We start from the raw sequence: 25,670 nt of genomic DNA on the forward strand, positions 1-25,670 counted from the left end.
ATGAGTTAACTTGTCATTTCGAATGAATATAATGCGGAGAGGTCTGTAGAATTTAGATTCCTCGTCGCTGCGCTCTGTCGGAATGACTCCTTTCGTCATTTCGAAATGAGCTTCATGCAATGAAGTGATTGAGAAATCTCAAATTCAAAAAAGAGATTCCTCGTCGCTGTACTCTGTCGGAATGACGTAATCTGTCATTTCGAACGAATGTGAGAAATCCTTATATTTGAGAAAAAGAAAAATTGCTCTATTCACATTTCGTATACATATTAACCAATGTTCGTAAGACTGTTTTGTATATAGGAGTTACAAATGACGTACAGAGAAGAATTTCGCAACATTATTTTGATAGCCAAAATAATAAGAAGTCCTTTGCTGGAAAATATAATTGTTATTATCTAGTGTACTATGAGGGTTTTGAAAATGCTCAGTCTGCTATTGACAGAGAAAAAGAAATAAAGCGATGGAGAAGGGAGAAGAAGAATAAATTGATATCGAAATTTAACCCTAATTGGGAGTTTTTGAATAATGAAGTATTTTGATGTTTTAGATTCCTCGTCGTTACACTCTGTCGGAATGACTCCTTTGTCATTTCGAAATGAGTTTCATAGAAACGATTGAGAAATCTCCGGTTTGTACTACTATAGGTTCCTCATCGTTATACGCTATCGGAATGACTAGGGCAATTCGTTAAAAATTTGTTAGCGTCTTGACCACTGATTTTTTCCTCATCAAATTTTAGTATTTTTATCAAAATTTAATTTATGACGTCGAGTTCCGAACCTGAGTGTTGTTTTCTAACCAAAAAATGCGTTTCCTAATATGAAAGTTACGCACATACCCTTTCAAAAAACAGGCTTCTTTTCTAAAACTATGATCGACTATTTGGACCAACATCCAGATATTCAATCATACTATCATCAGTTTCCAGGTATAGATGGATTTGCGAAACAGATTGAAGAAAAAAAAGGATCATTTCAAGCAGAGTCCAGAATGATTCTCGTAAAAGCTTTAAAGGAACAATATGGTAATGTAGCAGCATCTGAAGGGACTTTAGAAAACATTGAAGCACTTCAAAATGAAAATACATTTACCATTACTACAGGGCACCAGCTAAACCTATTTACTGGACCGTTGTATTTTTTATATAAGATATTATGCGTCATAAACTTGAGTGAGGAGCTGAAAGAAAAGTTCCCGAAGAACAATTTTGTTCCTGTGTACTGGATGGCGACTGAAGATCATGATTTTGAAGAGATCAATTATTTTAACTTTAGAGGAAAGAAAGTACAATGGAATAGAGCAGATGGCGGACCCGTTGGTAGATTTACCACCGATGGATTAGAGAAGGTATTTGCTGCTTTTTCGAAACAATTGGGAACGACCAGAAATGCGGAGTACCTAAAAGAGCTTTTTAGAAAAGGGTATTTGGAGCATAATAATTTGGCTGAAGCTACTCGGTATATTGCCAATGAACTATTTGCAACGTATGGTTTAGTAATTGTTGATGGTGATGATGTGGAGTTAAAGCGTTCGTTTGCACCTTATGTGCAGGAAGAATTGGAGCATCAGCATTCATATACCGCGGTATCTACTACCATTTCGGAATTAGAAAAGTCATATAAAGTACAAGTAAACCCGCGGGAGATCAATTTATTTTACCTTACCGATACACTGAGAGAACGGATCATAAAAGAAGAGGGTCAATATGTTGTTAATGATACCGAGATCTCTTTTTCAGAAAAAGAAATACAGAAAGAATTAGCAACACACCCGGAACGATTTAGTCCGAATGTGATTATGCGCCCATTATATCAGGAAGTGATCTTACCAAATCTCTGCTATGTTGGAGGTGGAGGTGAGCAGGCATATTGGTTAGAGCTGAAGGGATATTTTGAAAAGGTGAACATTCCTTTCCCTATCTTGTTGTTACGAAACTCTGTTCAGGTGATCTCTGAAAAACAACAGAAGAAATTAAATGGATTGAACATTTCTTTGGAAGAACTGTTCTTGAAACAAAACGAGTTACTGGCTAAAAAAGTAACAGAAAACTCGGATATCCAGTTTAGTTTTGCAGACGCAAAAGAATTGTTGAATCAGCAATTTTTAGCATTGCGAAGGGTGGCGAATGAAACGGATGTTTCTTTTGTAGGAGCTGTAGATGCTCAAGAACGAAAGCAAACGAAAGGATTAGAGAATTTAGAACATCGATTGTTACGGGCAGAGAAAAGGAAGCAGCACGATCTGATTTCGAGAATTACCGCTTTGCAAGATCAATTGTTACCCAACCAAAGCTTAGAGGAGCGTCAACGCAACTTTTCAGAGTTCTATGTAGAATACGGACCTGCGTTTATAGAAGCGTTAAAAACTGCACTACAACCTTTGCAGTTAGAATTTACAGTACTGGAATTATAATGAAAACAAAATCTGGATTACATCCTAGCAATATCCATAGGAATGGATATGACCTTGAAGGCTTGATACGTGACTACCCATCATTACAAGAGTATACCTTAAAGAACAAATATGGAAACCTTTCTGTCGATTTCTCTGACCCTAAGGCGGTAAGAGCATTGAATACAGCACTATTAAAAAAGCACTATGGAATTGTGGATTGGGTCTTTCCTGAAGAAAACCTGTGTCCGCCCATTCCGGGTAGAGTAGATTATATTCATCATTTGAATGATCTGATCAAAGATATCTCAGCAGAAAAAGAAGTAACGATATTAGATATTGGTACTGGTGCTACTTGTATTTATCCATTATTGGGTGCAAAGGTGTATGATTGGAATTTCTTAGCGATCGATATTGAATTAGATTCGTTGGACTATGCACAGGATATAATTGATGACAATGATCTGGATGCGAAGATCACATTACGCCAGCAGTTTGATGAGCAGAACATTTTAAATGATATTTTAGAAGCAGACGATTCTTTTACGGCAGCGATGTGTAATCCTCCTTTTTATGCGTCTGCTGAAGAGGCAAGAGGTGCCAATCGAAGGAAAACTCGAAACTTGGGTACAAATGCGGTTCGAAATTTTTCTGGAAATAGTAACGAGTTATGGTATCCTGGTGGTGAAAAGGCTTTTTTACACAACTATTTATATCAGAGTTCGCTGCATAAAGAGGTGTGTGTGTGGTTTACAAGTTTAGTCTCGAAAAAAGAGAATGTAGAAAGTCTTGAAAAGTCAGCTGCGAAGCTAGGAGTTACATCTTTTAAGGTTATTCCAATGCAACAAGGGAATAAGGTTACGCGTATTGTGGCTTGGTCGTTTCAAAAGTAAAAACCGAAGCTAGGCTCCGGTTTTAAATTGTGAATAGGTTGTTTTCTTTTTCAAACAAACTTCCCACCACTTTAGTACTAGTTTTTACAACGGTTGTACTTAGTTGGTTTTCGTGTTAAAGTTTTGTTAACACCAAGAATGGTGCCAAAAATTAAAAACGATAGGCAACGGTTAACCTTGCCGAGTTACTGTTTAATCCAAAGTTCCATTCTCTTAGATCTCCTTTATAGATAACACCGCTATCCAACCTCTCTACTTCTCCAAAAGAGTACTGAATATTCGGTAAGATTTCGGCTCCAATCACAAGTTTATCATTGATCACATAGTTCAAACCAATAACGGCATTAATACCTGGTGAATATGCCTGTCTTTTCTGATAGAAGTTATTTAAGATTGTTGGACCATTCTCGGTCTTGTAAGAACTGTAGCCAAAACTAAGATCAAAACCAGATCTAAACTCTAAGTTCGTAGCGATCTTTTTACGATACTCTTTACCAATACTTGCAGAAATGTTGAAAGAATCATGACGTTGATCAAAATTGTTATTCTCAAAATCATTATCGATACTACCAACACCAGCAGTAAGAACATTATATCTCCATAGACTTTTTGAAGTTCCTGACTTGTAGGTGAGCCCGAAACTATTGAGGCTGCTAAATTGAATACCTACTTCTTTTTGATTTTCTTTTTCCTGAGCGTTCATTCCAAATGCAGTTGCTAATAAGAACATGCATACTGTAATTTTTTTCATAGTTTATAATGTTTTAAAATGTTAGCCTTGGAAGAACCAAAAATGGTGCCATAAAAAAAGCCGAAACATACATTTCGGCCCTTGTGTTTACTAAGTTTTTGACTATAAGTGTATTACCTCGTCATAAGCATCTGCAACCGCTTCACTCATCGTTGGGTACGGGTGAGTTGCTTTTATTTCCATACCCTTTAAATTGAGTAGTATTCTAAAGTTAATTAACAAAATTCAGGAATAATTAACGAACTCTTTGGTTTTCATTATTGTTTCGTTGAGAAAGTTTAACAGAACACTTCTCTAGTTTTGGTTATACTAATTTAAAAACCAATTAATTATGAAACGATTATCGTTTATGGCAATAGTCTTATTGCTTTGTTTTACCGTAAACGCGCAAGAACCTACAACATGGGAATCAAAAAAAACTTACTTCGGAATAACTGGAGGGTTTAAACAAGATTTTTTTACATCATCTCCATACAATTTCAATGGTCTTAATTTGTACGGAGGCTTTTTTGTAGAGCGAAAACTCTCTGAAAAATTTTCGCTACAGTTGGAGATCCTTCATACCAAAACACAGGGTTCTGGATTTAACACGGTGGAGTTCCCGTTATTTTTAAAGTACAAATTGGGTGAAAAATTAAGTGTCTATGCCGGTGTGCAGTTGAATGCATCTTACAAAGACAATTATAGCGACCCCATCTATTCTCAAAAGCCAGGAAATTTTGCATTTAATATCGGACTTCAGTACGATCTATCTGAAAGATGGTATCTATTTGCGAGATACATTCACAATCCTAAAAGGCAAACGGATCTAAATCAGTCAGTCCGAATGAACACCTTTCTAGTGGGTGTAGGCTATCGATTTTAATAAAAAAAAACCTCGCAATTTGCGAGGTTTTTTTTTATTCATAAGACCTTTCGACTGCGCTCAAGGTGACATTTACATTATAAGTGTATTACTTCATCGTAAGCATCTGCAACGGCTTCCATTACCGCTTCACTCATAGTTGGGTGCGGATGAATTGCCTTTAACACTTCGTGTCCTGTAGTCTCTAATTTTCTACCTAAAACGGCTTCAGCAATCATATCAGTTACACCAGCTCCTATCATATGGCAACCTAACCACTCCCCATATTTCGCATCGAAGATCACTTTTACAAAACCGTCTGGAGTTCCAGCTGCTTTTGCTTTTCCAGAGGCAGAGAATGGGAATTTACCTACTTTTAGCTCGTATCCTTGCTCCTTTGCTTGCGCTTCCGTTAGTCCAACGGATGCAATTTCTGGACTTGCATAGGTACATCCTGGGATGTTTCCATAATCGATCGCTTCCGTGTGGATTCCCGCAATTTTCTCTACACAGGTAATTCCTTCTGCAGAAGCAACGTGCGCCAATGCCGGTCCATGAACCACATCTCCAATTGCATAGTATCCTGGAATGTTGGTTTGATACCAATCATTTACTAAGATCTTATCTCTGTCTGTAATAATTCCGACATCCTCTAAACCGATATTCTCAATATTTGTTTTAATTCCTACTGCTGATAATACAACATCTGCTTCTAAGATCTCTTCACCTTTTTTGGTTTTTACGGTAGCTTTTACCGTTTTCCCAGAAGTGTCAACGGACTCAACAGCTGAGTTGGTCATTACTTTAATACCAGCCTTTTTAAAAGAACGTTCAAATTGTTTAGAAACGTCTTTATCTTCTAAAGGCACTAGGTTTGGTAAGTATTCTACAATGGTTACTTCTGTTCCCATAGCGTTGTAGAAATGTGCAAACTCAACACCAATCGCTCCAGAACCTACAACAATCATAGATTTAGGTTGTGTTGGTAAGCTCATAGCTTCTCTATACCCGATTACTTTCTTACCATCTTGTGGTAAGTTTGGTAATTCTCTAGAGCGTGCTCCTGTTGCAATGATAATATGATCTGCACTGTATTCAGTAACTTTTCCATCAGCAGCAGTAACGTCTACTTTCTTTCCTGTTTTTACTTTTCCGAAACCTTCAATAACATCGATCTTGTTCTTCTTCATTAAGAACTGTACACCTTTGCTCATTCCATCTGCAACACCACGACTTCTTTTGATCACGGCCTCAAAATCTTTATCAATTGCTTCGGCTTTTAAACCATATGCATCTACGTGCTTTAAATAATCATATACCTGAGCACTTTTTAGTAAAGCTTTGGTTGGAATACATCCCCAGTTTAAACATACACCACCTAAGTTCTCTTTTTCAACTACAGCGGTTTTAAGTCCTAATTGAGATGCTCTAATAGCAGTTACGTACCCTCCAGGTCCGCTACCTACTACAATTACGTCATATTTCATATCTAGTTGTTTTTTCTAATTTATACTTACATTCTCTCCGGAACCTGAATTCCTAATAACAAGAATGCATTTTTTATAGTATCAGCTACTTTGTTGGATAGCTGTACTCTGAATATTTTCTTTGTTTCGTTTTCCTCGCCTAAGATAGACACATTTTGGTAAAAAGAATTGAATTCTTTTACCAAATCATAGGTGTAATTTGCAATTAAGGCAGGCGAGAAGTTTGAGGCTGCTTGTTGCACTACCTCTGGATATAAGGCTAGTTGTTTTACAAGCTCTTTTTCTTTACTGTGCAAGTCGATTTCAGAGATCGAAATATCAGCATGTTCAAAGTCTGCTTTTCTCAAAATCGATTGTATTCTCGCGTAGGTATATTGAATAAACGGACCTGTATTCCCTTGAAAATCTACAGATTCTTTCGGGTCAAACAGAATACGTTTCTTCGGATCTACCTTTAGGATAAAGTACTTTAAGGCGCCCAATCCAATAATACGATAGAGTTCTTCTTTTTCAGTATCGGAATAGCCTTCTAATTTTCCTAATTCCTGAGAAATAGCTTTTGCCGTATTTGCCATTTCAACCATCAAATCATCAGCATCGACTACAGTTCCTTCTCTGGATTTCATTTTTCCTGAAGGAAGATCTACCATTCCATAACTTAAATGATAGAGTTGTGCTGCCCAGGAGAAACCTAATTTTTTAAGGATCAAGAACAATACTTTAAAGTGATAATCTTGCTCATTTCCGACAGTATATACCATTCCGTTGATGTCCGAATAGTCCTTTACACGTTGAATCGCAGTTCCGATATCCTGTGTCATATATACAGCCGTACCATCTGAACGTAAAACTAATTTCTCGTCTAGACCTTCATCCGTAAGATCACACCAAACAGAACCGTCTTCTTTTTTAAAGAACACGCCTTTGGTCAATCCTTCTGCAATCACATCTTTTCCCAACAAGTAGGTATCACTTTCATAATACAGGGTATCAAAATCTACTCCCATATTTTTGTAGGTGATATCAAACCCGTCATATACCCAACCGTTCATCATTTTCCATAAAGCCACCGTTTCTTCATCTCCAGATTCCCATTGACGAAGCATATCTTGAGCTTCGAGCAATAATGGCGCTTGTTTTTTGGCATCTTCTTCAGAAGTACCCGAAGCAATCAATTGGGCTATCTCTTTTTTGTACTCCTGATCGAATTTTACGTAATAATTTCCAACTAATTTATCACCTTTTAATCCTGTAGATTCAGGAGTTTCTCCATTCCCATATTTCTTCCAAGCCAACATAGACTTGCAAATATGAATTCCTCTATCATTGATGATCTGAGTTTTGTATACTTTTTTCCCGGATGCTTTTAAGATCTCAGCAACTGAATATCCTAATAGATTATTACGAACATGTCCTAAATGTAAAGGCTTATTTGTATTAGGTGATGAGTATTCTACCATAATAGCGTCGGAACCTTGTGCAACACTACCGTAAGAAGCATCCTGATATATGTTACTGAACAAGTGCACATAGAAGCTATCATCAATAACTAAATTCAAGAAGCCCTTAACTACATTGAACGCCTTGATCTCATTCACATGTTGTACCAAATATCCTCCAATATCTTCTCCGATCTGTGCAGGGTTCCCTTTCTTGTATCTTAATAAAGGGAATACAACTACAGTAATGTCTCCTTCAAAATCCTTACGTGTCGCTTGAAATTCTACAGTTGGAATCTCTACATCGTACAAGGATAAAAATCCTTCTTTTACTTTAGCCTCAATCAGGGTTTGAATATTCATGGATTCAATTAAAATGAAGTGCAAAATTACATATTTTATTTGTTTTTGAAGGGATGATTTTGCGTGTAATTAATTGTACTTTTACGAAATGGAAAAACGATTGGCAGCATTACCAAAATTGGCTCAAGAAGCGTTACCTGAGAATAGGAAATATTTTAAAATGCTTAAGAAGCGCACGCCTAAGAATTTAGATGTTGTTATGAAAGAATTGCACGACAAGGAGTTTGAGAAAACTGATTGTCTTTCTTGTGGGAATTGCTGTAAAACTACCAGTCCTATTTTTATTGAAAAGGATATTCAGCGTATTGCGAAGCATCTACGCATGAAGGAACGTGATTTTGTTGATCAGTATCTGGAAAGAGATACAGATGATTTTATGGTGTTAAAAACGGCCCCATGTGCTTTCTTGGACGAATCCGATAATTCCTGTTTTATTTACGATGTACGTCCTAAAGCATGTGCCGAATACCCGCATACCAACCGTAGGAAGTTTATTCAAATCACAGACCTGACATTGACAAATACAACTGTTTGTCCAGCGGCATATAACATCGTAGAGAATTTGAAAAAACGATTGCCTTTACAATTTAATAAAAAAGTAAAGAGAAGCTAAGAATAATGTATGTGTCATTTCGAAATCTATGACTAAATACGTTAGATTTCTCGTTTCACTCGAAATCACATTTGTGAAACTTTCCTTACTTTAGTGCAAACTAATTCACTTTGGAAACAATATTCAATTATTTTGAAAACATTCCTTCTGCACATAGAAGTATCATTCTAGTTGGCGGTATTACATTTTTCTGGTTATTGGAAGGGGCACTGCCTTTGTTCAAATTCAATTACAAAAAATGGAAACATGCCATACCAAACCTGTTTTTTACGGCGACTACTGTAATTATTAATTTCTCATTAGCTTTTTTATTATTAAAAACATCAGACTGGGTGGAAGTGAATCATTTTGGTCTCATCAACTGGCTACCAGAAATGCCATTGTGGTTATATATCATTTTAGGGGTACTGTTTCTTGATTTTTTTGGAGCGTATCTGGCACATTTTGTAGAGCATAAGGTAAAACCTTTGTGGATGGTCCATTTGGTACATCATACAGATCATAAGGTAGATACCACTACTGCCAATAGACATCATCCTTTGGAAAGTATGATTCGATTCTCGTTTACTTTATTAGGGGTTTTTATAGTTGGAACACCCATTGCTATAGTGATGTTATATCAATCCATGTCGTTGGTATTTACTCAGTTTACACATGCGAATTTGAAGATGTCAAAGAAAGTGGATAAGGCTTTGAGTTATGTTATTGTATCTCCAGACATGCACAAAATCCATCACCATAACTTATTGCCGTATACAGATTCTAATTATGGAAATATATTTTCGATTTGGGATCGGTTATTAGGAACCTATAGGTACTTGGATAGAGAAAAGATTGTGTATGGAGTAGATACGTTTCCAGATGAAGCGATCAATAGTAATCTTTGGGAACTGATTAAACAACCTTTTCAAAAATATAAGAAACCGACTAATTCAGAAGAACTGTGAGCCAAAAGAAAGCGAGTAATTGGAAAACCTTTATAGAAGAGATCATGGTGTCTAAAAATGACTACAAGATAGTTTCTAATGAGATAAAAGGAGAGATACAGGAGGTAACCTATCGATCTTCGGATGAGGTACCTACGTCATTAACGGTTTCTTATTTCTATCGAACCAGTGATTTGATCGCATATCGATTTTCCAATCCAAAGATGCGTGGGTTTAATGAGTTTAGTAAGAACGCCTATTTTTATTCATTACAATTCACGAAGCCTACTTCGTTTGGTAGCCCAGGGATCGATTATACGGAAACAAATAAGAAAGGATTGTTGTCCGTTTTTAAGAAAGGTTTTAAAGGAAAAGAAACACAGTTTTCTAAAGACCAAATTATTGTGAAATCTAAACTTTCGGTTTTAGAAGGAAGCGATACGCATACATATCAGTATCGTTTTACAAAAAGTCCTATGATCGATATTCTTATCAATAAGAATACGAATAACGATGTAGGTTTAAAAGAAGAAACGATAGATCTTAAAACTATTTTTCCAGGTTTAATCGTAGCGTAAATACTTGCTTCGAATTTTCTTGAAATGTGTGAGTTCCGTTTTCCAACTTTCTTTAATTTCTTTTTCTGATACTCCTTTTGTTACTTGTTCTTGTAAAGTTGAAGTTCCTGCTAATTTTACGAAGAAAGCATTAAAGAAAGGTGCTTTGCTATTTTGAGCATGTGCTTTGATCAACCAGGATAGGTCTAATTGATGAAGTCGGTTTGTACTGCCTAGATCCTCTCCGTAGCATGTTTTATCTTTATGTTTAGGATACTTTGCTCCTTCATTTGATACAGGTGTATATGAAAAACCATTTGTTTGGTCTAAGTAGGGTGATCCATATATTTGGAATTGCAACGCTGTGCCTCGACCGGCGTTTACATTTGTCCCTTCAAAAAAACATAGACTGGGGTAGAGGTTAATGGATTTGTCGTTAGGTAAATTCGGTGATGGTTTTATAGGTAAACTATATTCAGATTGATGTGTATAGTTTTGTAAAGGAATGACAGTAAGATCGCATTGTATTCCATTTGCTAACCATTTTTCACCATTGATCATGTTTCCATACTCTCCGATGGTCATTCCGTAAACAATAGGAACAGGGTGCATACCTACAAAACTCTTGTGTTTCTCTTCTAAAACGGGGCCGTCAATATAATGTCCATTCGGATTCGGTCTATCTAAGAGAATGACAGGAATATTGCTCTCTGCACAAGCTTCCATAACATAGTGTAGGCTAGAAATATAGGTATAAAAGCGAGCTCCTACATCCTGAATATCGAATACTACTAGATCGATTCCTTTTAGCTGATCTTTACTAGGTTTTTTGTTTTTACCATATAGCGAGATAATGGGAAGTCCAGTTTTAGTATCTGAACCATCTTTTACAATCTCCCCCGCATCTGCTTTTCCTCTAAAACCATGTTCTGGAGCAAATACTTTCTTTACGTCTATGTTTAAAGCAAGTAAACTATCTACTAAATGAATGTATGTATTCTTTTCTCCCGACTTTTTGGTAATTACTGAAGTTTGATTTGCCACTATTGCGATACGCTTTCCTTTGAGTGCAGAAACGTAGAGTTCTGTTTTATCTGCTCCCGTTTTAATTCCTATATTATTTACGGGCTTTTGCGCACACGCGTTTAGCTGAAAAGAGATCAGCAAAAACAAGAATAAATATGTACTTTTACGTGGAATTAACACCATAGCATTGAATTACGAGTTATTTATTGCAAAACGCATTATTGCGGGCAAAGAGTATAAAAATAGCATTTCATCACCAATAATAAAAATAGCGATCACAGCAATTTCGCTAGGTATTATTATTATGTTGATAGCCGTAGCTACTGGAGCAGGTTTACAAGGAAAGATCCGAGATAAAATGTCTGGCTTTAAAGGACATGTTCAGATCACAAATTTCAATGATAATAATTCAGGGATTGCACTGACTCCAATTTCTAAAAATCAATATTTCTTTCCAACCATTCCCAATGTTGATGGAATAAAAAAAGTACAGGTTTTTGCAAATAGAGCTGGGCTGATAAAAACAGAAACTGATTTTGAAGGAATTATTTTTAAAGGGGTTTCTCAAGACTATGATTGGTCTTTTTTTCAAGAATACCTGATAGAAGGAACACTACCCAATTACGATCAGCCTAGAGTACGGGATATATTACTTTCTAAAACACTGGTAGACAAATTACAATTGCAGTTGAATGATACGATTCAAGCTACTTTTTTTAAGGATAGCAAGAATAAACTTCCCTCATCAAGAAAGTATATTATCAAGGGAATATACAATACAGGGTTTTTAGAGTTCGATAAGAGTATTATGATCGGAGACTTATATGAAGTACAACGATTGAACAAATGGAAAGCGGATCAGGTGGGCGGTTTCGAAATTATTTTGGATGACTTTGATCAGATAATAGATAAAACAAAAGCTATTCATAGCGAAATTCCTCCAACTTTAAGTGCTAGTTCTATTGTAAATACCTATCCTGCAATTTTTGATTGGATAGAATTATTTGACAATAATGTATGGTTCATTATTGCCATTATGATCTTGGTGGCAGGAATCAATATGATTACGGCTTTATTGGTTTTGATTTTAGAAAGAGTGCAAATGGTAGGGATTTTGAAGTCTCTAGGAAGCACGAATACAAGTATCCGAAAAGTCTTTCTATACAATGCGTCCTACTTGATCTTAAAAGGGCTTTTTTGGGGTAACTTAATCGGGTTGTCCATTATTTTTTTACAGGATTATTTTGGATTAATTACGTTGAACCCAGAGACTTATTATGTATCGGTAATGCCAGTTTATATTGATTTATTTGATATCCTGCTATTGAATGGAGGTACATTAATCCTATGTTTTTTAATGCTGTTAATACCTTCCTATATTATTACCAGAATTCAGCCTTCAAAATCCATTCGTTTTGCGTAATTTTGCCGCGTAAATTTGAACAATGGAGTACGCAAAAAATATATTAGAAACTATTGGAAATACACCTTTAGTAAAACTAAATTCTGTAACTAACGAAGTAGATGCGTTAGTGTTAGCTAAAGTAGAAACATTTAACCCAGGGAATTCTGTAAAGGATAGAATGGCTTTGAAAATGATTGAAGATGCTGAAGCAGATGGACGATTAAAACCTGGAGGAACTATTATTGAAGGAACTTCTGGTAACACAGGAATGGGGCTTGCATTGGCAGCGATCGTTAAAGGATACAAATGCATCTTTGTGATCTCTGATAAACAATCGAAAGAAAAAATGGACATCCTAAGAGCTGTAGGAGCAGAAGTAGTAGTGTGTCCAACGAATGTAGAACCAGACGATCCAAGATCTTATTACTCGGTATCTAAAAGGTTAGGGAAAGAGACCCCAAACTCATGGTATGTTAACCAATATGATAATCCTTCTAATGCTGTAGCACATTACGAACAAACTGGACCAGAAATTTGGAAACAAACAGAAGGAAAGATCACACACTTTGTGGTTGGAGTAGGTACAGGCGGAACGATTTCTGGAACCGCGAAATATTTGAAAGAGCAAAACCCTGATATTAAGATCTGGGGAGTAGATACCTATGGTTCAGTATTTAAAAAGTACCATGAAACTGGAGTTTTTGATGAAAATGAGATCTATCCATATATCACAGAAGGAATTGGAGAAGATATCTTACCTGAAAATGTAGATTTTAGTTTGATCGATGGATTTACAAAAGTAACGGATAAAGACGCTGCTATCTATACCAGAAGAATTGCAAAAGAGGAGGGGATCTTCGTCGGGAATTCGGCTGGATCTGCCATCAAAGGATTGGTTCAATTGAAAAAAGAATTTTCAAAAGATGATGTAGTGGTGGTATTATTCCATGATCATGGAAGTAGGTATGTGGGTAAGATGTTTAATGATGATTGGATGCGAGATCGAGGATTCTTAGAGGATGAAGTTACTACGGCAGAAGATCTTATAAAAGGACACATAGACAAGCCATTACTTACCGTTAAAACGGAGGAATTGGTTTCTCATGCTATTGAGCGTATGAGAGATTATAAAATATCTCAAATCCCTGTTGAGGATGTGAATGGTTTAGTAGGTTCTGTAGATGAATCTGCTTTGTTAAGGCATTATTTAGAAGATAAGAATATTGCAGAAAAACCTATTAGAGAAGTAATGGGGAATGCATATCCTATCGTGGAAAAATCAACATCCATTGAAAAAGTATCAAAACTGATTACAAAAGATAATCAAGCAGTATTAGTTGATTTAGGAAATGGTAAGCATCATATCATTACTAAGTATGATATTATTAATGCGATATAATCATTAAATATTATTCCAAATAAAATCCAAAAGCCATCTCTCTCGAGATGGCTTTTGTTAATCAACTAATTCAAATAATTTACACTATGAAACAATATTTATTGTTCTGCTTACCTAAATACAAGCATCGTGCCAAAATGAATTATTTTATGTTTTTTTGTTAAAAAAATGTGATTTTTATATTTTTTTAACATTTGGTGAGTTTTTATTAAGAATATGTTAAGATGTAATCGTTTTCGATTACGAATATTCATAAGAAATCTCAATAAAATTAGGAAGTTGATAAAACCTTACCTAGCGTGCTTATGTGCTTTATATGAAGAACGAACCAAAGCACCACTTTCAACATACATAAAGCCCATTTCTAGTCCTAATGTCTCGTACTTTTTAAACTGTGCTGGCGTAATAAATTCTTTCACTGGTAAGTGTTTCTTACTTGGCTGTAAATATTGGCCTATGGTAATCACATCCAAACCAACTTCTCGAAGATCTTTCATGGTTTGAATAACTTCTTCTTCTGTTTCTCCTAAACCTAACATGATCCCTGATTTGGTTCTCATGCCTTTTTCTTTTAAATATTTTAATACGCCGAGACTACGGTCGTATTTAGCTTGAATACGCACTTCACGGGTCAATCTACGAACAGTTTCCATGTTATGAGAAACTACTTCAGGATGTACATCTATAATGCGATCAATTAATTTTTCATTTCCCTGAAAATCTGGAATCAATGTTTCTAAGGTAGTGTTTGGATTTGCTCTTCTAATTGCGTCTACTGTTTCTGCCCAAATAATGGATCCACCATCCTTCAAATCATCTCTATCTACAGAGGTAATTACGGCATGTTTGATACCCATGATTTTTATAGAGCGTGCAACTTTTTCGGGCTCGTCCCACTCAACCGTTTCTGGCCTACCAGTTTTTACACCACAGAAACCACAAGAACGTGTACAAATATTTCCTAAGATCATAAAGGTAGCCGTACCCTCTCCCCAGCACTCACCCATATTAGGGCAACTACCACTGGTACAGATGGTGTTTAACTTATATTTATCTACCAATCCTCTTAGCTCAGTATATTTCTTTCCAACCGGTAATTTTACACGAAGCCATTCGGGCTTTTTCTTTCTTGGAAGTACAGCAGTTTCGTTCGCCATCAATAATGAATTAATTCAAATGCAAAGTTACGAAGAAAAGTCTTAAGCGTTAAGTAAAAACCAAATACTAAATCCAATTAAGAAAGCGATACCTATCCAACTTAATATTTTTAAATAAATATTGGGTCGGTGTTCTTCTGGTGTATGTTTACCTGAGATGAGTATAAAATTCAGAATAGCATAAAACGGAGCTGTCAAGAATGATAGTACAGTAGCAATTTGAACAAGGAGCTTCATGTCGTTCAGGAAATATTTTAAGATGAGAAAGGTGCCAATTGCAAGCAATAGAATCCAGAACCAATATTTAAAAAAAGTATTTTTTTGAAATAATAAACTCGTAGTTTTTGCCATGGCTCTAGGAGAGGCATCCAGTGTAGTAATCGTAGTGCTGAACATCGTTGTAAAGGCAGCAGCAGCAATAAAGATATAAGAAAAATCTCCAAGATTTTCTGTATACAAATTGATCAATTGACCAGCAAAAGCACCACTCGAACTAGAGAAAGTTTCTCCAGAATTAAACATTACCAATGCCCCTAATAAAACAAAACAAACTCCTAAAAAAAGTGTGCCTATATACCCTATATTGAAATCGAAAATAGCCTGTTTGGGAGGTATTTTTTGGAACGTAGTTTTTTCTTTTTCCACAGACCAAAGCGAATGCCAAATAGAAATATCCAAGGGCGCTGGCATCCAACCTAAGAATGCAATCAGAAATAGAATTTCAGTCGGACCTCTAGGAAGTATTTGGGCGAAATCAAACGTTTGCTGTGTGCTTGAGATCGCTACTACGACAGCAATGATCGTACTAATCGTTAAGATCAAAATGATGTATTTCATTAAATTGTCTAAGAGCTTATATCTTCCAACTATTAAAATAAGTATACTCACTCCAGTAATGATTGCTGACCATACTACAAGGTCGTTGGTCATTCCAAAAAGATTTACAGCCAATCCAGCGGTAACTATAGTAACCGCTGCTTGAATAGTAAACATGGTAGCAAAACTCAGTATATAATAGGCAATCAAAACACCTTTGCCCAACCTTTTATAACCATCTAATAGTGTTTCACCAGTAGCTGCAGCGTATCTTGGTCCGTATTGAAAAAAGGGATACTTGAAAATGTTAACCACTAATAAAGCCCAAAGTAATCCGAAACCAAAATTAGCTCCAGCTCTTGTAGATTGCACTAAATGCGATACTCCAATTGCCGCACCTGCAAAAAGTAACCCTGGCCCGAGAGAACGTAAGATGGATTTTTTTGTCATGATTTTTTTATGATCTCAGCCAGTAATTTTTTAGCACGAAGTAGTTTCACTTTTACATTGTTCATAGGTTCTCCGATTTGCTCTGAGATCTCTTTATAGCTTAATTCTTGAAAATAACGTAGTTGAATGACTTCTTGGTATTTGGGCTTTAATTGTTTTATATCCCGTAAAAGCTTTGCCAAATTTTGCTCCGTGATAATTTTATCTTCAGGAGTAGGGTTGTCATCTGCTACTTGATAGGCTTCCTGATGCTGCCCATTGGAATGCTCGGCACGAATAGACGTTTTTTTCTTCCTACTCATATCAATATGAATATTCTTAGAAATGGTAATCAACCATGTCTTGAAGGTATATTTTTCATTATACGAATCAATTCGATCAAAAGCTCTGGAAAATGCTTGAATAGTTACATCTTCTGCATCATTCTCATTTTTTATTCTTTTTAATTGATAACCATATACGTCAGACCAGAAAAGATCTAGCAGGAAATTAAAAGAAATTTGATTTCCTTCTTTTGCTTGTCGAATATGTTGTTGTAAAATTTCGTTGGTTACTTCCAATGATCAGGTTTTGAAACAGTATTTGCCATAAATATAGCAAAATGAAAAATAAGTAAACTTATTTCTAAGAAGGGAAGAAATGCGATTACTTTTACATCTCTTAATTTTTTTGCTGAAAAGCCAATCACTAAAAACTGAATAAGGTAATAACCAGCAAGAATAGTCATCAGTACTTTCCAATCAAAGAAAAATAGTAGCGCAGTGAATAAAGCAAAAAATAAGAACTTGGATATAAAAAAGAGCCCCAATAAAAATTGATGTTGAAAGCGATAATGTTTTGCTGTCGAAGTGTGTCTTCTCTTCTGTCGAAACCACGTTTTTAGATTTTTTGGTGCAATAGATTCTGTAAAACTGTTTTGTGAGAAAGAAATGGCCGTATTCTTCTTACTAGCTACTTCTTGTACAAATAGATCGTCATCGCCAGAACGCACGTGTAAATGCTTTACAAAACCATTCACTTTAAAAAATGCAGTTTTGGTATAGGCCAAATTTCTACCAACCCCCATATAAGGATTCCCTAATAAAGCATAACTAAAGTACTGAACGGCCGTTAAAAGCGTTTCATATCGTACGAGTAAATTTGTAAAAGAATTGGCTACTCTTTTATAGCTTCCATAACCGAGTATCAACTGTGTTGTTTTGTCAAACTGATGAGTCATTTCAGTAATCCAAGTATTAGAAATGGGCTGGCAATCCGCATCTGTAAACAAAAGATGTTCATAAGAAGCAGCTTTGATTCCTAAAGTAAGTGCATATTTTTTACTACCCCAAAAAGCTTCATTGTGATCTACATTCACCACTTTTACATGTTGATGTGCTTGCTCAAAAGCTTGCATAATCTCCAATGTATTATCAGATGAGGCATCATTAATAAGCACTACTTCAAACCTGCTATATTCCTGAGAAATAATGGCAGGAATCATTTTTTGTAAAGTTTCTGCTTCATTCTTTGCACAGATAATTACGGAAACAGGAATGCTTTCCTTTTCTTTTTTTACAGAAGATTTGGCAAGAGCAAACGAAGAGAATGCTATATAATAGAGAACTTGGATAATTGCTGCGGCTACAAATACGTAGAAAAGCACAGTGATTATCATTTCAAAAACTATGAATTATGTTGAGGCTCATTACAGGTGTCAAATTGATCTGGAGTCTTTCCGCAGAACCCACACGACTCTCCCGTAGTATTTAGCATTGGGTTTTGACTTGCGCAAGTCCCGCTAAATTCACCATCCTTTTTAGCCCATATTTTAATAGCAATTCCGGCAACTCCTAAAGCTAACAATCCTATCGATAATAAAACAAGTTTCATACTGAATGTTTAGAAGTACAAAGATAATTATAATCTGAGAATTACTTATTTAATATCCTTAGATATTAAAAGATTTTTTTAATTTGGTACACTAACCATCTTATCTATTGACCGACCCAACATTCATAGCTGAGTTAAAATCTGGAAAACAATCTGCATATGTTCAACTTCTAAAAGATTTTGAGCAGAAGGTATTTGCAACCTGTTTGTCTTTTGTTCCAAATAAAGAAGACGCGGAAGATATTGCTCAGGAAGTGTTTTTAGAGGTTTTTCGATCCATCTCAAAGTTTAAAGGAAATGCAAAGCTCTCTACTTGGATTTATAGAATTGCCACGAATAAATGTTTGGAGTTTATTAGAAAGAAAAATGCCAAGAAACGTTTTGCGTTTATGCAATCCATTTTTGGGAATGATATCCCTTTAGACAAAACCTCTTTTTTTACAGAGTTTAAACATCCTGGAATTTTGATGGAAAATAAGGAGAAGTCAGAAACGATATTTAAAGCGATTAATTTACTTCCTGAAAGTCAGAGAATTGTGTTTACATTGGCAAAAATTGATGGCAAGAGCTATCAGGAGATAGTAGAGATTACTGGAAAAAGTCTTTCATCCGTCGAATCGATTATGTTTAGAGCAAAAAAGAACCTGCAGCAGAGTTTAGAAAATTTTTACAAAAATGAAACCTAAACGCAAGTTTTTACTTTTTATTACATCTAATATTATAAAATGAGAAAAAAATACAATATTCAAGACAAAATAGAAGACACAATACATGTGTTAGATACTATCCAAGAAGTGAAACCAAGTACTGGTTTTTCTGCAAAGGTTCTTGACCTTATAGAGAATGAAAAGAACTCAAAAGAAAAATCAATCCCATGGTTTACAGCGCAATTGCAATTAGCGGCTATGATTGTTATTCTACTAGTAAATGCTATTGTTATTTATCATACGTTGAATACTAATACTATAGAAAACAACGTTTCAGGAATAGAGCAATTTGCTAAGGATTATAATATTTATTCAGATTCAAACGAAATCTTAAACTAAGCATATGAGAAAAAAAATACTTTATATATTTTTTATTGTCCTTCTACTCATTAATGGAGTATTGCTATATATGCTCATTCAGAAGCCTCAGAAAAAAGGGAATTCAAAAGATCATTTTTTAACACAAAAGCTTGAGTTCAATGAAGATCAAGAAGTGCGATTCCGTTTTCTAGATAATGAACATAGAAAACAAATGCGTCATATTGATGCTCAAATGAGAGCTGCTAAAGAAGAGCTTTTCAATTCTTTTTCAGATACTGCCTTTTCTCCTGTTATTATTACAGAAAGAATAGGGTCTTTAGAAACTAAAAAAGAGCAAGAGCTGTATGCTTTTTTTAAACAAGTCCGACAATTATGCAATGATGATCAGGCTAAAAAATTCGATCTGATCATTAAAGAAGCGCTTCACAAGAGGGGACCAAAGGGCAAAAGGGATCATAAAAGACCACCACCAAGATAAATTACTTTTATCCGCAAGTTTTTTTTTAAGACGACATCTAAAGATTAAACACTAAAATTTAATCATATAGAGCAGCACTACGTTTTAACCATAAAATTTGTAATTATGAAAGTCTTAAAATTTTTTCTTGCTGCTTGTATTATAATCAGTTTTGTTTCGTGTTCTTCAGAAAGTGAGTTGATAGATATTGTTTCTGATCCAGTTGATGGAGGAGGTGATAATGGCAACGGTGATGGCGTAGGAGATGTCACCGGAGTATTAAACTTACCGGCCACACCTTTTAATTATGCCAATGTTCAGTTACCTGGTTATTTTTTAAACAATGATCTGCAGAGAGAAGATAATACGCCAAACAATAACCCTATTACAGATAATGGAGCCACTTTAGGTAGAGTTTTGTTTTATGATAAAAAAATGTCGGCAAACAATACTGTTTCCTGTGCATCTTGTCATCAACAAGAAAATGGGTTTTCCGACCCTAATGTGCTTAGTGTTGGCTTTGAAGGAGGTTTGACCGGGAGAAATTCTATGGGGCTGTCTAATGCTAGATATTATCAAAACGGAAGGTTTTTTTGGGATGAAAGAGCAAATACATTAGAAGATCAGGTGTTGATGCCAATTCAAGATCATGTAGAAATGGGAATGACCTTGGCAGAACTGGAAACAAAACTGGCTACAGAGGATTATTACGCGTCATTATTTACGGCGGCTTTTGGAGATGCCGATGTTACGAGCAACAGAATTTCTTTAGCATTAGCACAATTTGTAAGATCAATGGTTTCTTATCAATCTAAGTATGACGCTGGATTAGCACAAACGAATAACCCGCAGGCCAATTTTCCGAATTTTACACAATCAGAAAATTTAGGAAAGAACTTATTCTTTAGTAATAGAACCAGATGTTCAGATTGTCACGATACAAATGCATTTGTTGGAGATCAGGCAAGAAATATTGGATTGGATGCTGTATTTACTGACCTTGGAGTTGGTGGAGTTACTGGAAATAACAATGATACAGGTGAATTTAAAGTAGCTTCACTAAGAAATATACAACTGACCGCTCCGTACATGCACGATGGAAGGTTCTCTTCGTTGGGCGAGGTAATTGATCATTATAACAATGGTATACAGAATAGTCAATTTTTAGATAATAGATTGCGACAAGGGAATGGCGTAAGAAGATTAAACCTGAGTGCTCAAGAAAGACAGGGATTAATCGATTTCCTAATAACGTTAACCGATAATACCTTTACCACAGATGAAAAGTTTTCTGACCCTTTTATCGATGAGGACTAAGAAAAAATAAGATGCACAAGTTTTTTGAAATTTGTGCATCTAAAAACTATATAACTAATTGAATTAATACCAAAGATCATGAGAAAACAATCTCTTAAACTATTATTTATGTTGCTGATAGCAACCATAACAATACTTGCATGTAGTTCAAATTCAGACGATTCAGATGGAGGGACGGGTACAACGATAACATTACATGAAGCTTTTTCAGATTTTGACGTTGATGAGACGGATATCTATCTTGATGGAAGTACCGTAGTAATTGAAACAACAGGAAATCCGAATCATACAACTCCATATTGGGGAAGTGGACATGCTTTGTATGTCGCACCAACAGTAGCAACAAATCTAACCCCAAGTTTAATTCCAGGGTATGATGGCTCAGCAACTTTAAGAGTGCCGTCTAGCCCAACGTTAGCTGGTAGTACAACAGCTACTTCTTTAGGTGCTATTGGCATTTCTATAAGTGGAGCGGCAATTTTTAATGACCAAGAAGGTAATGGAGATTTAAGCAGCGCTGTTGTGAGTTTAGATTACTCTGGAGGACATATAGGGCCTGCAGAATATCATTATCATTTGGAACCCAAGGCGTGGTCTGATGATGATGAGAATTTAATTGGGATTATATCTGATGGGTTTTTTATTTATGGTAGAAAGTGTAACTCAACAAGCACCTATCCAACAGACCTAGATACTTCTGGAGGACATACGAGTACAACACAACATACGATGACAGCAGAGTATCATTACCATGTTATTAATAATCTTTATACAACTACGGGAAGGTATTTATTATTTGCCGGTCCATATACAGGAACACCAAATGCGATTAATTAAAGGCTTATTTCTATTGATATTGTTTTCTTTTTCTGGTGGTCAAAAACCTATTCAGATGGATGAGAAGAGTGTTCAAAACAACGCTGTTGAAGTGCCAAAAACAGCCTTAGTATTGAATGCTCTTGAAGGAAGATGGTATTATAGGAATAAACCTTTTTCAGGGAATGCCGTAACCCATTATTCTAATGAAAGACTTAAGGAGAAAATACACTTCGTTAAAGGTAAAAAAGAAGGAAAAGCTCAAAAGTGGTTTAAAAATGGTCAAATTAGAAAGAAAGCTTTTTACATTTCAAATAAATTAAATGGAACTGTAGAAGTTTGGTGGATAAATGGAAAAATAGCTTCAGAATCAAAGTATACATATGGTGTATTGAACGGTGTTCAACGCAAATGGTATAGTGATGGTCAAATAGCTAAAAAGAAACATATTACCATGGGGAAAGAAAATGGAATTCAGCAAGCCTGGTTGCAAAATGGTAAGTTGTATGTGAACTATGAAGCAAAGAATGGAAGAACCTTTGGTTTACAAAGAGCTAATTTATGCTATACACTAAAAGATGAAAATGTCGTTGAGAAATAACTTGTTTATCGCACTTATATTAGTGGTTTCGGTTTCTTGCAAAACCGAAAGTAAGAAGACTGTTTCCAGTAGGGTAGCATCACTTCCTTTTTATGAAGACCCTAGTTTTACCCCGAAATGGATGGATCCAAAAGGCAAAGAAGTTATTGGGTTTCACTCAATTCCTGATTTCAACTTTGTTAATCAAGAAGGAGAAAAGGTAACTTCTAAAACATTCGATAACAAAATATTTATAGCCGATTTTTTCTTTACCGCATGTCCGGGGATATGTCCTATTATGACAAGAAATATGACTACAGTACAGGAGGCATTTAAAGATGATTCATCTGTCTCGATACTATCTCATTCTGTGACTCCTAAAAAAGACTCCGTGGCACAATTAAAAAAATATGCGTTGGAAAAAGGTGTGATCAGCGGCAAATGGCATCTCGTTACCGGAGACCGCAGCGAAATCTACAATTTGGGAAGAAACTTTTATTTTGTAGATGATGACTTAGGCGTTAAAAAAGATGAAGATGATTTTCTACATACTGAGAATTTCGTTCTTATTGACAAGAAAAAACATATAAGGGGGATTTACAACGGATTAAGTAAAAATTCAGTACAGCAGCTTATTGCAGATATTAAAACCCTTAAAAAAGAAGAATAACGTAAAAGATTGTGGTTGGTTTTTAAGAGGCTTTGGTCATTAGTTTGGTCAGGCCTCTTTTTATTGAATTACATTCACCTCAATATCTAACGAAATATTGAACAATGTTTTAATAGAAGTCTGAATCTTTTGCGCCAATTCATAGATCTCTTTCCCCGAAGCGTTTCCGTAATTGATCAAAACAAGTGCCTGTTTTGAGTGTACACCAGCATCTCCATATCGTTGCCCCTTAAAACCTGCTTGTTCAATAAGCCATCCAGCGGGTACTTTTACTTCCGATTCCGAAACAGGATAACTTGGAATAGTTGGGTGTTTGGTCTGAAGCTCTTCGAATTCTATTTTAGAAATAACAGGATTCTTAAAAAAACTGCCACTGTTCCCAATCTCCTTTGGGTCTGGTAGTTTTGATTTTCTGATAAAAATCACAGCATCAGAAACATCTTTAATACTTGGATTACTTATGCCGTGTTCTTCTAAATACGTTTCAATTGCTCCGTATGAAGTATTTATTTGATAACCCTTTTTGGTCAATTTAAAACTGACCGAAGTCAGGATATAGTGCCCTTTTGCCTCATTCTTAAAAATAGAGTCTCTGTATTGAAATTTACATGCACTATTTGAAAATGAGATACGTTTACCAGATGCTATTTCTAGCGTTTCTACTTTTGTGATTGTGTTTTTTACTTCCACTCCATAGGCGCCTATATTTTGAATAGGACAGGTGCCCACATTCCCAGGAATCAAAGAAAGATTTTCTAGACCACCATAATTTTGGTCAATACACCACAAGACAAACTCATGCCAATCCTCTCCAGCATTAACGGTAAGATGCACTGAATCTTCAGTCTCTCTATCGATAGAGATGCCTTTAATATCAATATGGACAACTAATTTATGTATATCAGCGGTGAGCAACATATTACTCCCTCCACTAATCAAGAAGAAATCTTTTTCCGTTTGAATTAGTTGCTGAAGCTCATAAAATGAAGTGACAGACACAAATCGTTTAGCAAAGACTTCAATGCCAAACGTATTGTATTTCTGTAGCGATATGTTTTCTTGAATGATCAATTAATTTGGATACTGTTCTAATGCGATTTTTAAGATCTCTACGCATCGTATCAGATCCTTCTTATTTAAAACATAGGCAATTCGAACTTGATTTTTTCCTTCGCCCGCAGTTGAATAAAATCCACTTGCGGGAGCAACCATTACAGTTTCATTCTGATGATTGAATTTTTCTAAAATCCATTGTGCAAAATCATCCGTATCATTTACAGGTAATTCAGCTACACAATAAAAGGCACCTTTAGGATTAGCTACTTTTACACCATCGATCTTTTCTAGTTCACTAATCAGTGTATTTCTCCTTTCGACATATTCCTCGATAACATCATCAAAATAACTTTGAGGAGTCTCCAGAGCCGCTTCTGAGGCTAATAATGCATATGTTGGTGGACTCAAACGAGCCTGTGCAAACTTAATGGCAGTATTTATAAACTCTGTATTCTTAGAAACGATACATCCGATTCTAGCACCGCACATACTATATCTTTTTGATACAGAATCAATCATGATAGCATGTTCCTCTAAACCTACTTCACTCATTACGGAATGATGTGTATGGCCATCGTAAGCGAACTCACGATATACTTCATCGGCAATCAAAAATAAATTGTGCTTAAGTACAATCTTTTTTAATTTCTCAATTTCCTCTTTACTATACAAGTATCCAGTCGGATTTCCGGGGTTACAAATTAAGATCGCCTTTGTTTTAGGTGAGATCAACTTTTCAAGGTCCTCAATCTTTGGAAGTGCAAAATTATCTTCAATCTTAGAAATTACTGGAACTACTTTTACACCTGATGCCGTTGAAAAACCATTGTAATTAGCATAAAAAGGCTCAGGAATGATAATTTCATCACCAGGATCTGTAATACTACCTATTGTAAATAGTAACGCTTCAGAACCTCCAGTAGTAGCAATTATGTTGTTGGGAGATACCTGAATATTATTTTTTTGATAATAAGCGGATAATTTTGTTCTATACTCTTCGGAACCTTCAGAACGTGCATATGATAACACCTCGATGGTGTTATTCTTTACAGCATCTAACGCAACTTGAGGTGTTTTTATATCGGGTTGTCCAATATTTAAATGATAGACTTTGGTACCATTTTTCTTAGCATTTTCGGCATAAGGAACTAATTTCCGAATAGGTGATTCTGGCATTAGCGCTCCTTTGTGAGATATAGAAGGCATAGATTTCTTTTAATTGTTTTGTCTATTGCAAATTTGCAAAATATATTTTACAAGTTTAGCATAGTTTTTGCAGGAATTTTAACCTCTTGTGAAAGGTTAAAGTTTTCCTAAAAACTATTTTAACTATATTAGAATTATTACATTTAAA

At 35.5% G+C, this 25,670-nt stretch carries 27 protein-coding genes; 16 read left to right on the top strand and 11 right to left on the bottom strand.

Annotation, left to right across the window (positions count from 1 at the left end; all coding sequences use genetic code 11):
• The first annotated feature begins 242 nt into the window (after positions 1-242).
• The 3 genes from RQM59_RS12155 (at position 243) to rlmF (ending at position 3,287) form a co-directional block, all read left to right on the top strand.
• Complete coding sequence (locus RQM59_RS12155; RefSeq protein ID WP_349242389.1) at positions 243-542, top strand: GIY-YIG nuclease family protein; 300 nt, start codon at positions 243-245, stop codon at positions 540-542.
• A 280-nt stretch (positions 543-822) separates the two neighbouring features.
• On the top strand, positions 823-2,415 hold the full coding sequence (gene bshC, locus RQM59_RS12160) for a bacillithiol biosynthesis cysteine-adding enzyme BshC (protein ID WP_349242390.1): 1,593 nt from the start codon (positions 823-825) through the stop codon (positions 2,413-2,415).
• Positions 2,415-3,287, top strand: coding sequence for a 23S rRNA (adenine(1618)-N(6))-methyltransferase RlmF (gene rlmF, locus RQM59_RS12165; RefSeq protein WP_349242391.1), 873 nt, complete (start codon positions 2,415-2,417; stop codon positions 3,285-3,287). The genes bshC and rlmF overlap by 1 nt, the downstream gene beginning before the upstream one ends.
• A gap of 151 nt (positions 3,288-3,438) precedes the next feature.
• Here rlmF and RQM59_RS12170 read toward each other — a convergent pair whose 3' ends face one another.
• The gene (locus tag RQM59_RS12170; protein ID WP_349242392.1) at positions 3,439-4,038 is read right to left on the bottom strand and encodes a hypothetical protein; all 600 of its coding nucleotides are present in this window, start codon (positions 4,036-4,038) and stop codon (positions 3,439-3,441) included.
• A 331-nt stretch (positions 4,039-4,369) separates the two neighbouring features.
• Between RQM59_RS12170 and RQM59_RS12175 the strand changes: the two genes are divergently transcribed.
• Positions 4,370-4,903, top strand: coding sequence for a porin family protein (locus RQM59_RS12175; protein ID WP_349242393.1), 534 nt, complete (start codon positions 4,370-4,372; stop codon positions 4,901-4,903).
• A gap of 77 nt (positions 4,904-4,980) precedes the next feature.
• Here the strand turns inward: RQM59_RS12175 and lpdA are convergent, their stop codons facing one another.
• Positions 4,981-6,369 carry a dihydrolipoyl dehydrogenase gene (gene lpdA / locus RQM59_RS12180; RefSeq protein ID WP_349242394.1) on the bottom strand — a complete coding sequence of 463 codons (1,389 nt, stop codon included), beginning with the start codon at positions 6,367-6,369 and terminating at the stop codon, positions 4,981-4,983.
• Between the two features lie 26 nt (positions 6,370-6,395).
• Complete coding sequence (gene argS / locus RQM59_RS12185) at positions 6,396-8,171, bottom strand: arginine--tRNA ligase (RefSeq protein WP_349242395.1); 1,776 nt, start codon at positions 8,169-8,171, stop codon at positions 6,396-6,398.
• 88 nt (positions 8,172-8,259) lie between these two features.
• On the opposite strand from argS, the gene RQM59_RS12190 reads away from it, so the two are divergent.
• The 3 genes from RQM59_RS12190 to RQM59_RS12200 all read left to right on the top strand — a co-directional run bounded on the left by RQM59_RS12190 (position 8,260) and on the right by RQM59_RS12200 (position 10,288).
• Positions 8,260-8,784 (top strand): YkgJ family cysteine cluster protein, encoded by a 525-nt coding sequence (locus RQM59_RS12190; RefSeq protein ID WP_349242396.1) that lies wholly within the window; start codon positions 8,260-8,262, stop codon positions 8,782-8,784.
• 110 nt (positions 8,785-8,894) lie between these two features.
• Positions 8,895-9,731 (top strand): sterol desaturase family protein, encoded by an 837-nt coding sequence (locus RQM59_RS12195; protein WP_349242397.1) that lies wholly within the window; start codon positions 8,895-8,897, stop codon positions 9,729-9,731.
• Positions 9,728-10,288, top strand: coding sequence for a hypothetical protein (locus tag RQM59_RS12200; protein WP_349242398.1), 561 nt, complete (start codon positions 9,728-9,730; stop codon positions 10,286-10,288). The genes RQM59_RS12195 and RQM59_RS12200 overlap by 4 nt, the downstream gene beginning before the upstream one ends.
• Here RQM59_RS12200 and RQM59_RS12205 read toward each other — a convergent pair.
• Complete coding sequence (locus RQM59_RS12205) at positions 10,274-11,476, bottom strand: exo-beta-N-acetylmuramidase NamZ family protein (RefSeq protein WP_349242399.1); 1,203 nt, start codon at positions 11,474-11,476, stop codon at positions 10,274-10,276. The genes RQM59_RS12200 and RQM59_RS12205 overlap by 15 nt on opposite strands.
• 4 nt (positions 11,477-11,480) lie before the next feature.
• Here RQM59_RS12205 and RQM59_RS12210 point away from each other — a divergent pair, with 4 nt between their 5' ends.
• Positions 11,481-12,716 carry an ABC transporter permease gene (locus tag RQM59_RS12210; RefSeq protein ID WP_349242400.1) on the top strand — a complete coding sequence of 412 codons (1,236 nt, stop codon included), beginning with the start codon at positions 11,481-11,483 and terminating at the stop codon, positions 12,714-12,716.
• A 22-nt stretch (positions 12,717-12,738) separates the two neighbouring features.
• Positions 12,739-14,097, top strand: a complete 1,359-nt coding sequence (locus RQM59_RS12215) for a pyridoxal-phosphate dependent enzyme (protein WP_349242401.1) — start codon at positions 12,739-12,741, stop codon at positions 14,095-14,097.
• Positions 14,098-14,387: 290 nt separating this feature from the next.
• Here the strand turns inward: RQM59_RS12215 and lipA are convergent, their stop codons facing one another.
• The 5 genes from lipA to RQM59_RS12240 are packed head-to-tail and all read right to left on the bottom strand — an operon-like array spanning position 14,388 to position 18,392.
• Positions 14,388-15,254, bottom strand: coding sequence for a lipoyl synthase (lipA, locus tag RQM59_RS12220; protein WP_349242402.1), 867 nt, complete (start codon positions 15,252-15,254; stop codon positions 14,388-14,390).
• Between the two features lie 42 nt (positions 15,255-15,296).
• Positions 15,297-16,520, bottom strand: coding sequence for an Nramp family divalent metal transporter (locus RQM59_RS12225; RefSeq protein ID WP_349242403.1), 1,224 nt, complete (start codon positions 16,518-16,520; stop codon positions 15,297-15,299).
• Positions 16,517-17,080 (bottom strand): RNA polymerase sigma factor, encoded by a 564-nt coding sequence (locus RQM59_RS12230; RefSeq protein ID WP_349242404.1) that lies wholly within the window; start codon positions 17,078-17,080, stop codon positions 16,517-16,519. Before RQM59_RS12230 ends, RQM59_RS12225 begins: the two co-directional genes overlap by 4 nt.
• Entirely contained in the window at positions 17,071-18,177 is a 1,107-nt protein-coding gene (locus tag RQM59_RS12235; RefSeq protein WP_349242405.1) for a glycosyltransferase, read from the bottom strand. Before RQM59_RS12235 ends, RQM59_RS12230 begins: the two co-directional genes overlap by 10 nt.
• 8 nt (positions 18,178-18,185) lie before the next feature.
• Entirely contained in the window at positions 18,186-18,392 is a 207-nt protein-coding gene (locus RQM59_RS12240) for a membrane or secreted protein (protein ID WP_349242406.1), read from the bottom strand.
• Positions 18,393-18,499: 107 nt separating this feature from the next.
• On the opposite strand from RQM59_RS12240, the gene RQM59_RS12245 reads away from it, so the two are divergent.
• The 7 genes from RQM59_RS12245 (at position 18,500) to RQM59_RS12275 (ending at position 23,260) form a co-directional block, all read left to right on the top strand.
• Complete coding sequence (locus RQM59_RS12245) at positions 18,500-19,078, top strand: RNA polymerase sigma factor (RefSeq protein WP_349242407.1); 579 nt, start codon at positions 18,500-18,502, stop codon at positions 19,076-19,078.
• Positions 19,079-19,117: 39 nt separating this feature from the next.
• Positions 19,118-19,438, top strand: a complete 321-nt coding sequence (locus tag RQM59_RS12250; RefSeq protein ID WP_349242408.1) for a hypothetical protein — start codon at positions 19,118-19,120, stop codon at positions 19,436-19,438.
• A 4-nt stretch (positions 19,439-19,442) separates the two neighbouring features.
• On the top strand, positions 19,443-19,898 hold the full coding sequence (locus RQM59_RS12255) for a Spy/CpxP family protein refolding chaperone (RefSeq protein WP_349242409.1): 456 nt from the start codon (positions 19,443-19,445) through the stop codon (positions 19,896-19,898).
• Positions 19,899-20,003: 105 nt separating this feature from the next.
• A complete protein-coding gene (locus tag RQM59_RS12260; protein ID WP_349242410.1) occupies positions 20,004-21,194 on the top strand; it encodes a cytochrome-c peroxidase in 1,191 nt (396 codons plus the stop codon).
• 78 nt (positions 21,195-21,272) lie between these two features.
• Complete coding sequence (locus RQM59_RS12265; RefSeq protein WP_349242411.1) at positions 21,273-22,031, top strand: YHYH protein; 759 nt, start codon at positions 21,273-21,275, stop codon at positions 22,029-22,031.
• Positions 22,018-22,611, top strand: a complete 594-nt coding sequence (locus RQM59_RS12270; protein ID WP_349242412.1) for a toxin-antitoxin system YwqK family antitoxin — start codon at positions 22,018-22,020, stop codon at positions 22,609-22,611. Before RQM59_RS12265 ends, RQM59_RS12270 begins: the two co-directional genes overlap by 14 nt.
• Positions 22,589-23,260, top strand: a complete 672-nt coding sequence (locus tag RQM59_RS12275; RefSeq protein ID WP_349242413.1) for an SCO family protein — start codon at positions 22,589-22,591, stop codon at positions 23,258-23,260. The genes RQM59_RS12270 and RQM59_RS12275 overlap by 23 nt, the downstream gene beginning before the upstream one ends.
• Before the next feature lie 60 nt (positions 23,261-23,320).
• Here RQM59_RS12275 and murB read toward each other — a convergent pair whose 3' ends face one another.
• Positions 23,321-24,331, bottom strand: a complete 1,011-nt coding sequence (murB, locus tag RQM59_RS12280) for a UDP-N-acetylmuramate dehydrogenase (protein WP_349242414.1) — start codon at positions 24,329-24,331, stop codon at positions 23,321-23,323.
• Positions 24,332-25,522, bottom strand: coding sequence for a pyridoxal phosphate-dependent aminotransferase (locus tag RQM59_RS12285; protein ID WP_349242415.1), 1,191 nt, complete (start codon positions 25,520-25,522; stop codon positions 24,332-24,334).
• Between the last annotated feature and the right edge of the window lie 148 nt (positions 25,523-25,670).

It is taken from the genome of Asprobacillus argus (assembly GCF_032248395.1).
Taxonomy (GTDB): domain Bacteria; phylum Bacteroidota; class Bacteroidia; order Flavobacteriales; family Flavobacteriaceae; genus Polaribacter; species Polaribacter argus.

Coding starts and splice junctions, on each gene's coding strand:
- RQM59_RS12215 (WP_349242401.1), top strand. CDS start 12,739: ATGGAGTACGCAAAAAATATATTAGAAACTATTGGAAATACACCTTTA.
- RQM59_RS12225 (WP_349242403.1), bottom strand. CDS start 16,520: ATGACAAAAAAATCCATCTTACGTTCTCTCGGGCCAGGGTTACTTTTT.
- RQM59_RS12275 (WP_349242413.1), top strand. CDS start 22,589: ATGAAAATGTCGTTGAGAAATAACTTGTTTATCGCACTTATATTAGTG.
- RQM59_RS12205 (WP_349242399.1), bottom strand. CDS start 11,476: ATGGTGTTAATTCCACGTAAAAGTACATATTTATTCTTGTTTTTGCTG.
- RQM59_RS12240 (WP_349242406.1), bottom strand. CDS start 18,392: ATGAAACTTGTTTTATTATCGATAGGATTGTTAGCTTTAGGAGTTGCC.
- lpdA (WP_349242394.1), bottom strand. CDS start 6,369: ATGAAATATGACGTAATTGTAGTAGGTAGCGGACCTGGAGGGTACGTA.
- RQM59_RS12255 (WP_349242409.1), top strand. CDS start 19,443: ATGAGAAAAAAAATACTTTATATATTTTTTATTGTCCTTCTACTCATT.
- RQM59_RS12175 (WP_349242393.1), top strand. CDS start 4,370: ATGAAACGATTATCGTTTATGGCAATAGTCTTATTGCTTTGTTTTACC.
- RQM59_RS12170 (WP_349242392.1), bottom strand. CDS start 4,038: ATGAAAAAAATTACAGTATGCATGTTCTTATTAGCAACTGCATTTGGA.
- argS (WP_349242395.1), bottom strand. CDS start 8,171: ATGAATATTCAAACCCTGATTGAGGCTAAAGTAAAAGAAGGATTTTTA.
- bshC (WP_349242390.1), top strand. CDS start 823: ATGAAAGTTACGCACATACCCTTTCAAAAAACAGGCTTCTTTTCTAAA.
- RQM59_RS12250 (WP_349242408.1), top strand. CDS start 19,118: ATGAGAAAAAAATACAATATTCAAGACAAAATAGAAGACACAATACAT.
- RQM59_RS12285 (WP_349242415.1), bottom strand. CDS start 25,522: ATGCCTTCTATATCTCACAAAGGAGCGCTAATGCCAGAATCACCTATT.
- rlmF (WP_349242391.1), top strand. CDS start 2,415: ATGAAAACAAAATCTGGATTACATCCTAGCAATATCCATAGGAATGGA.
- RQM59_RS12190 (WP_349242396.1), top strand. CDS start 8,260: ATGGAAAAACGATTGGCAGCATTACCAAAATTGGCTCAAGAAGCGTTA.
- RQM59_RS12260 (WP_349242410.1), top strand. CDS start 20,004: ATGAAAGTCTTAAAATTTTTTCTTGCTGCTTGTATTATAATCAGTTTT.
- RQM59_RS12265 (WP_349242411.1), top strand. CDS start 21,273: ATGAGAAAACAATCTCTTAAACTATTATTTATGTTGCTGATAGCAACC.
- lipA (WP_349242402.1), bottom strand. CDS start 15,254: ATGGCGAACGAAACTGCTGTACTTCCAAGAAAGAAAAAGCCCGAATGG.
- RQM59_RS12270 (WP_349242412.1), top strand. CDS start 22,018: ATGCGATTAATTAAAGGCTTATTTCTATTGATATTGTTTTCTTTTTCT.
- RQM59_RS12235 (WP_349242405.1), bottom strand. CDS start 18,177: ATGATAATCACTGTGCTTTTCTACGTATTTGTAGCCGCAGCAATTATC.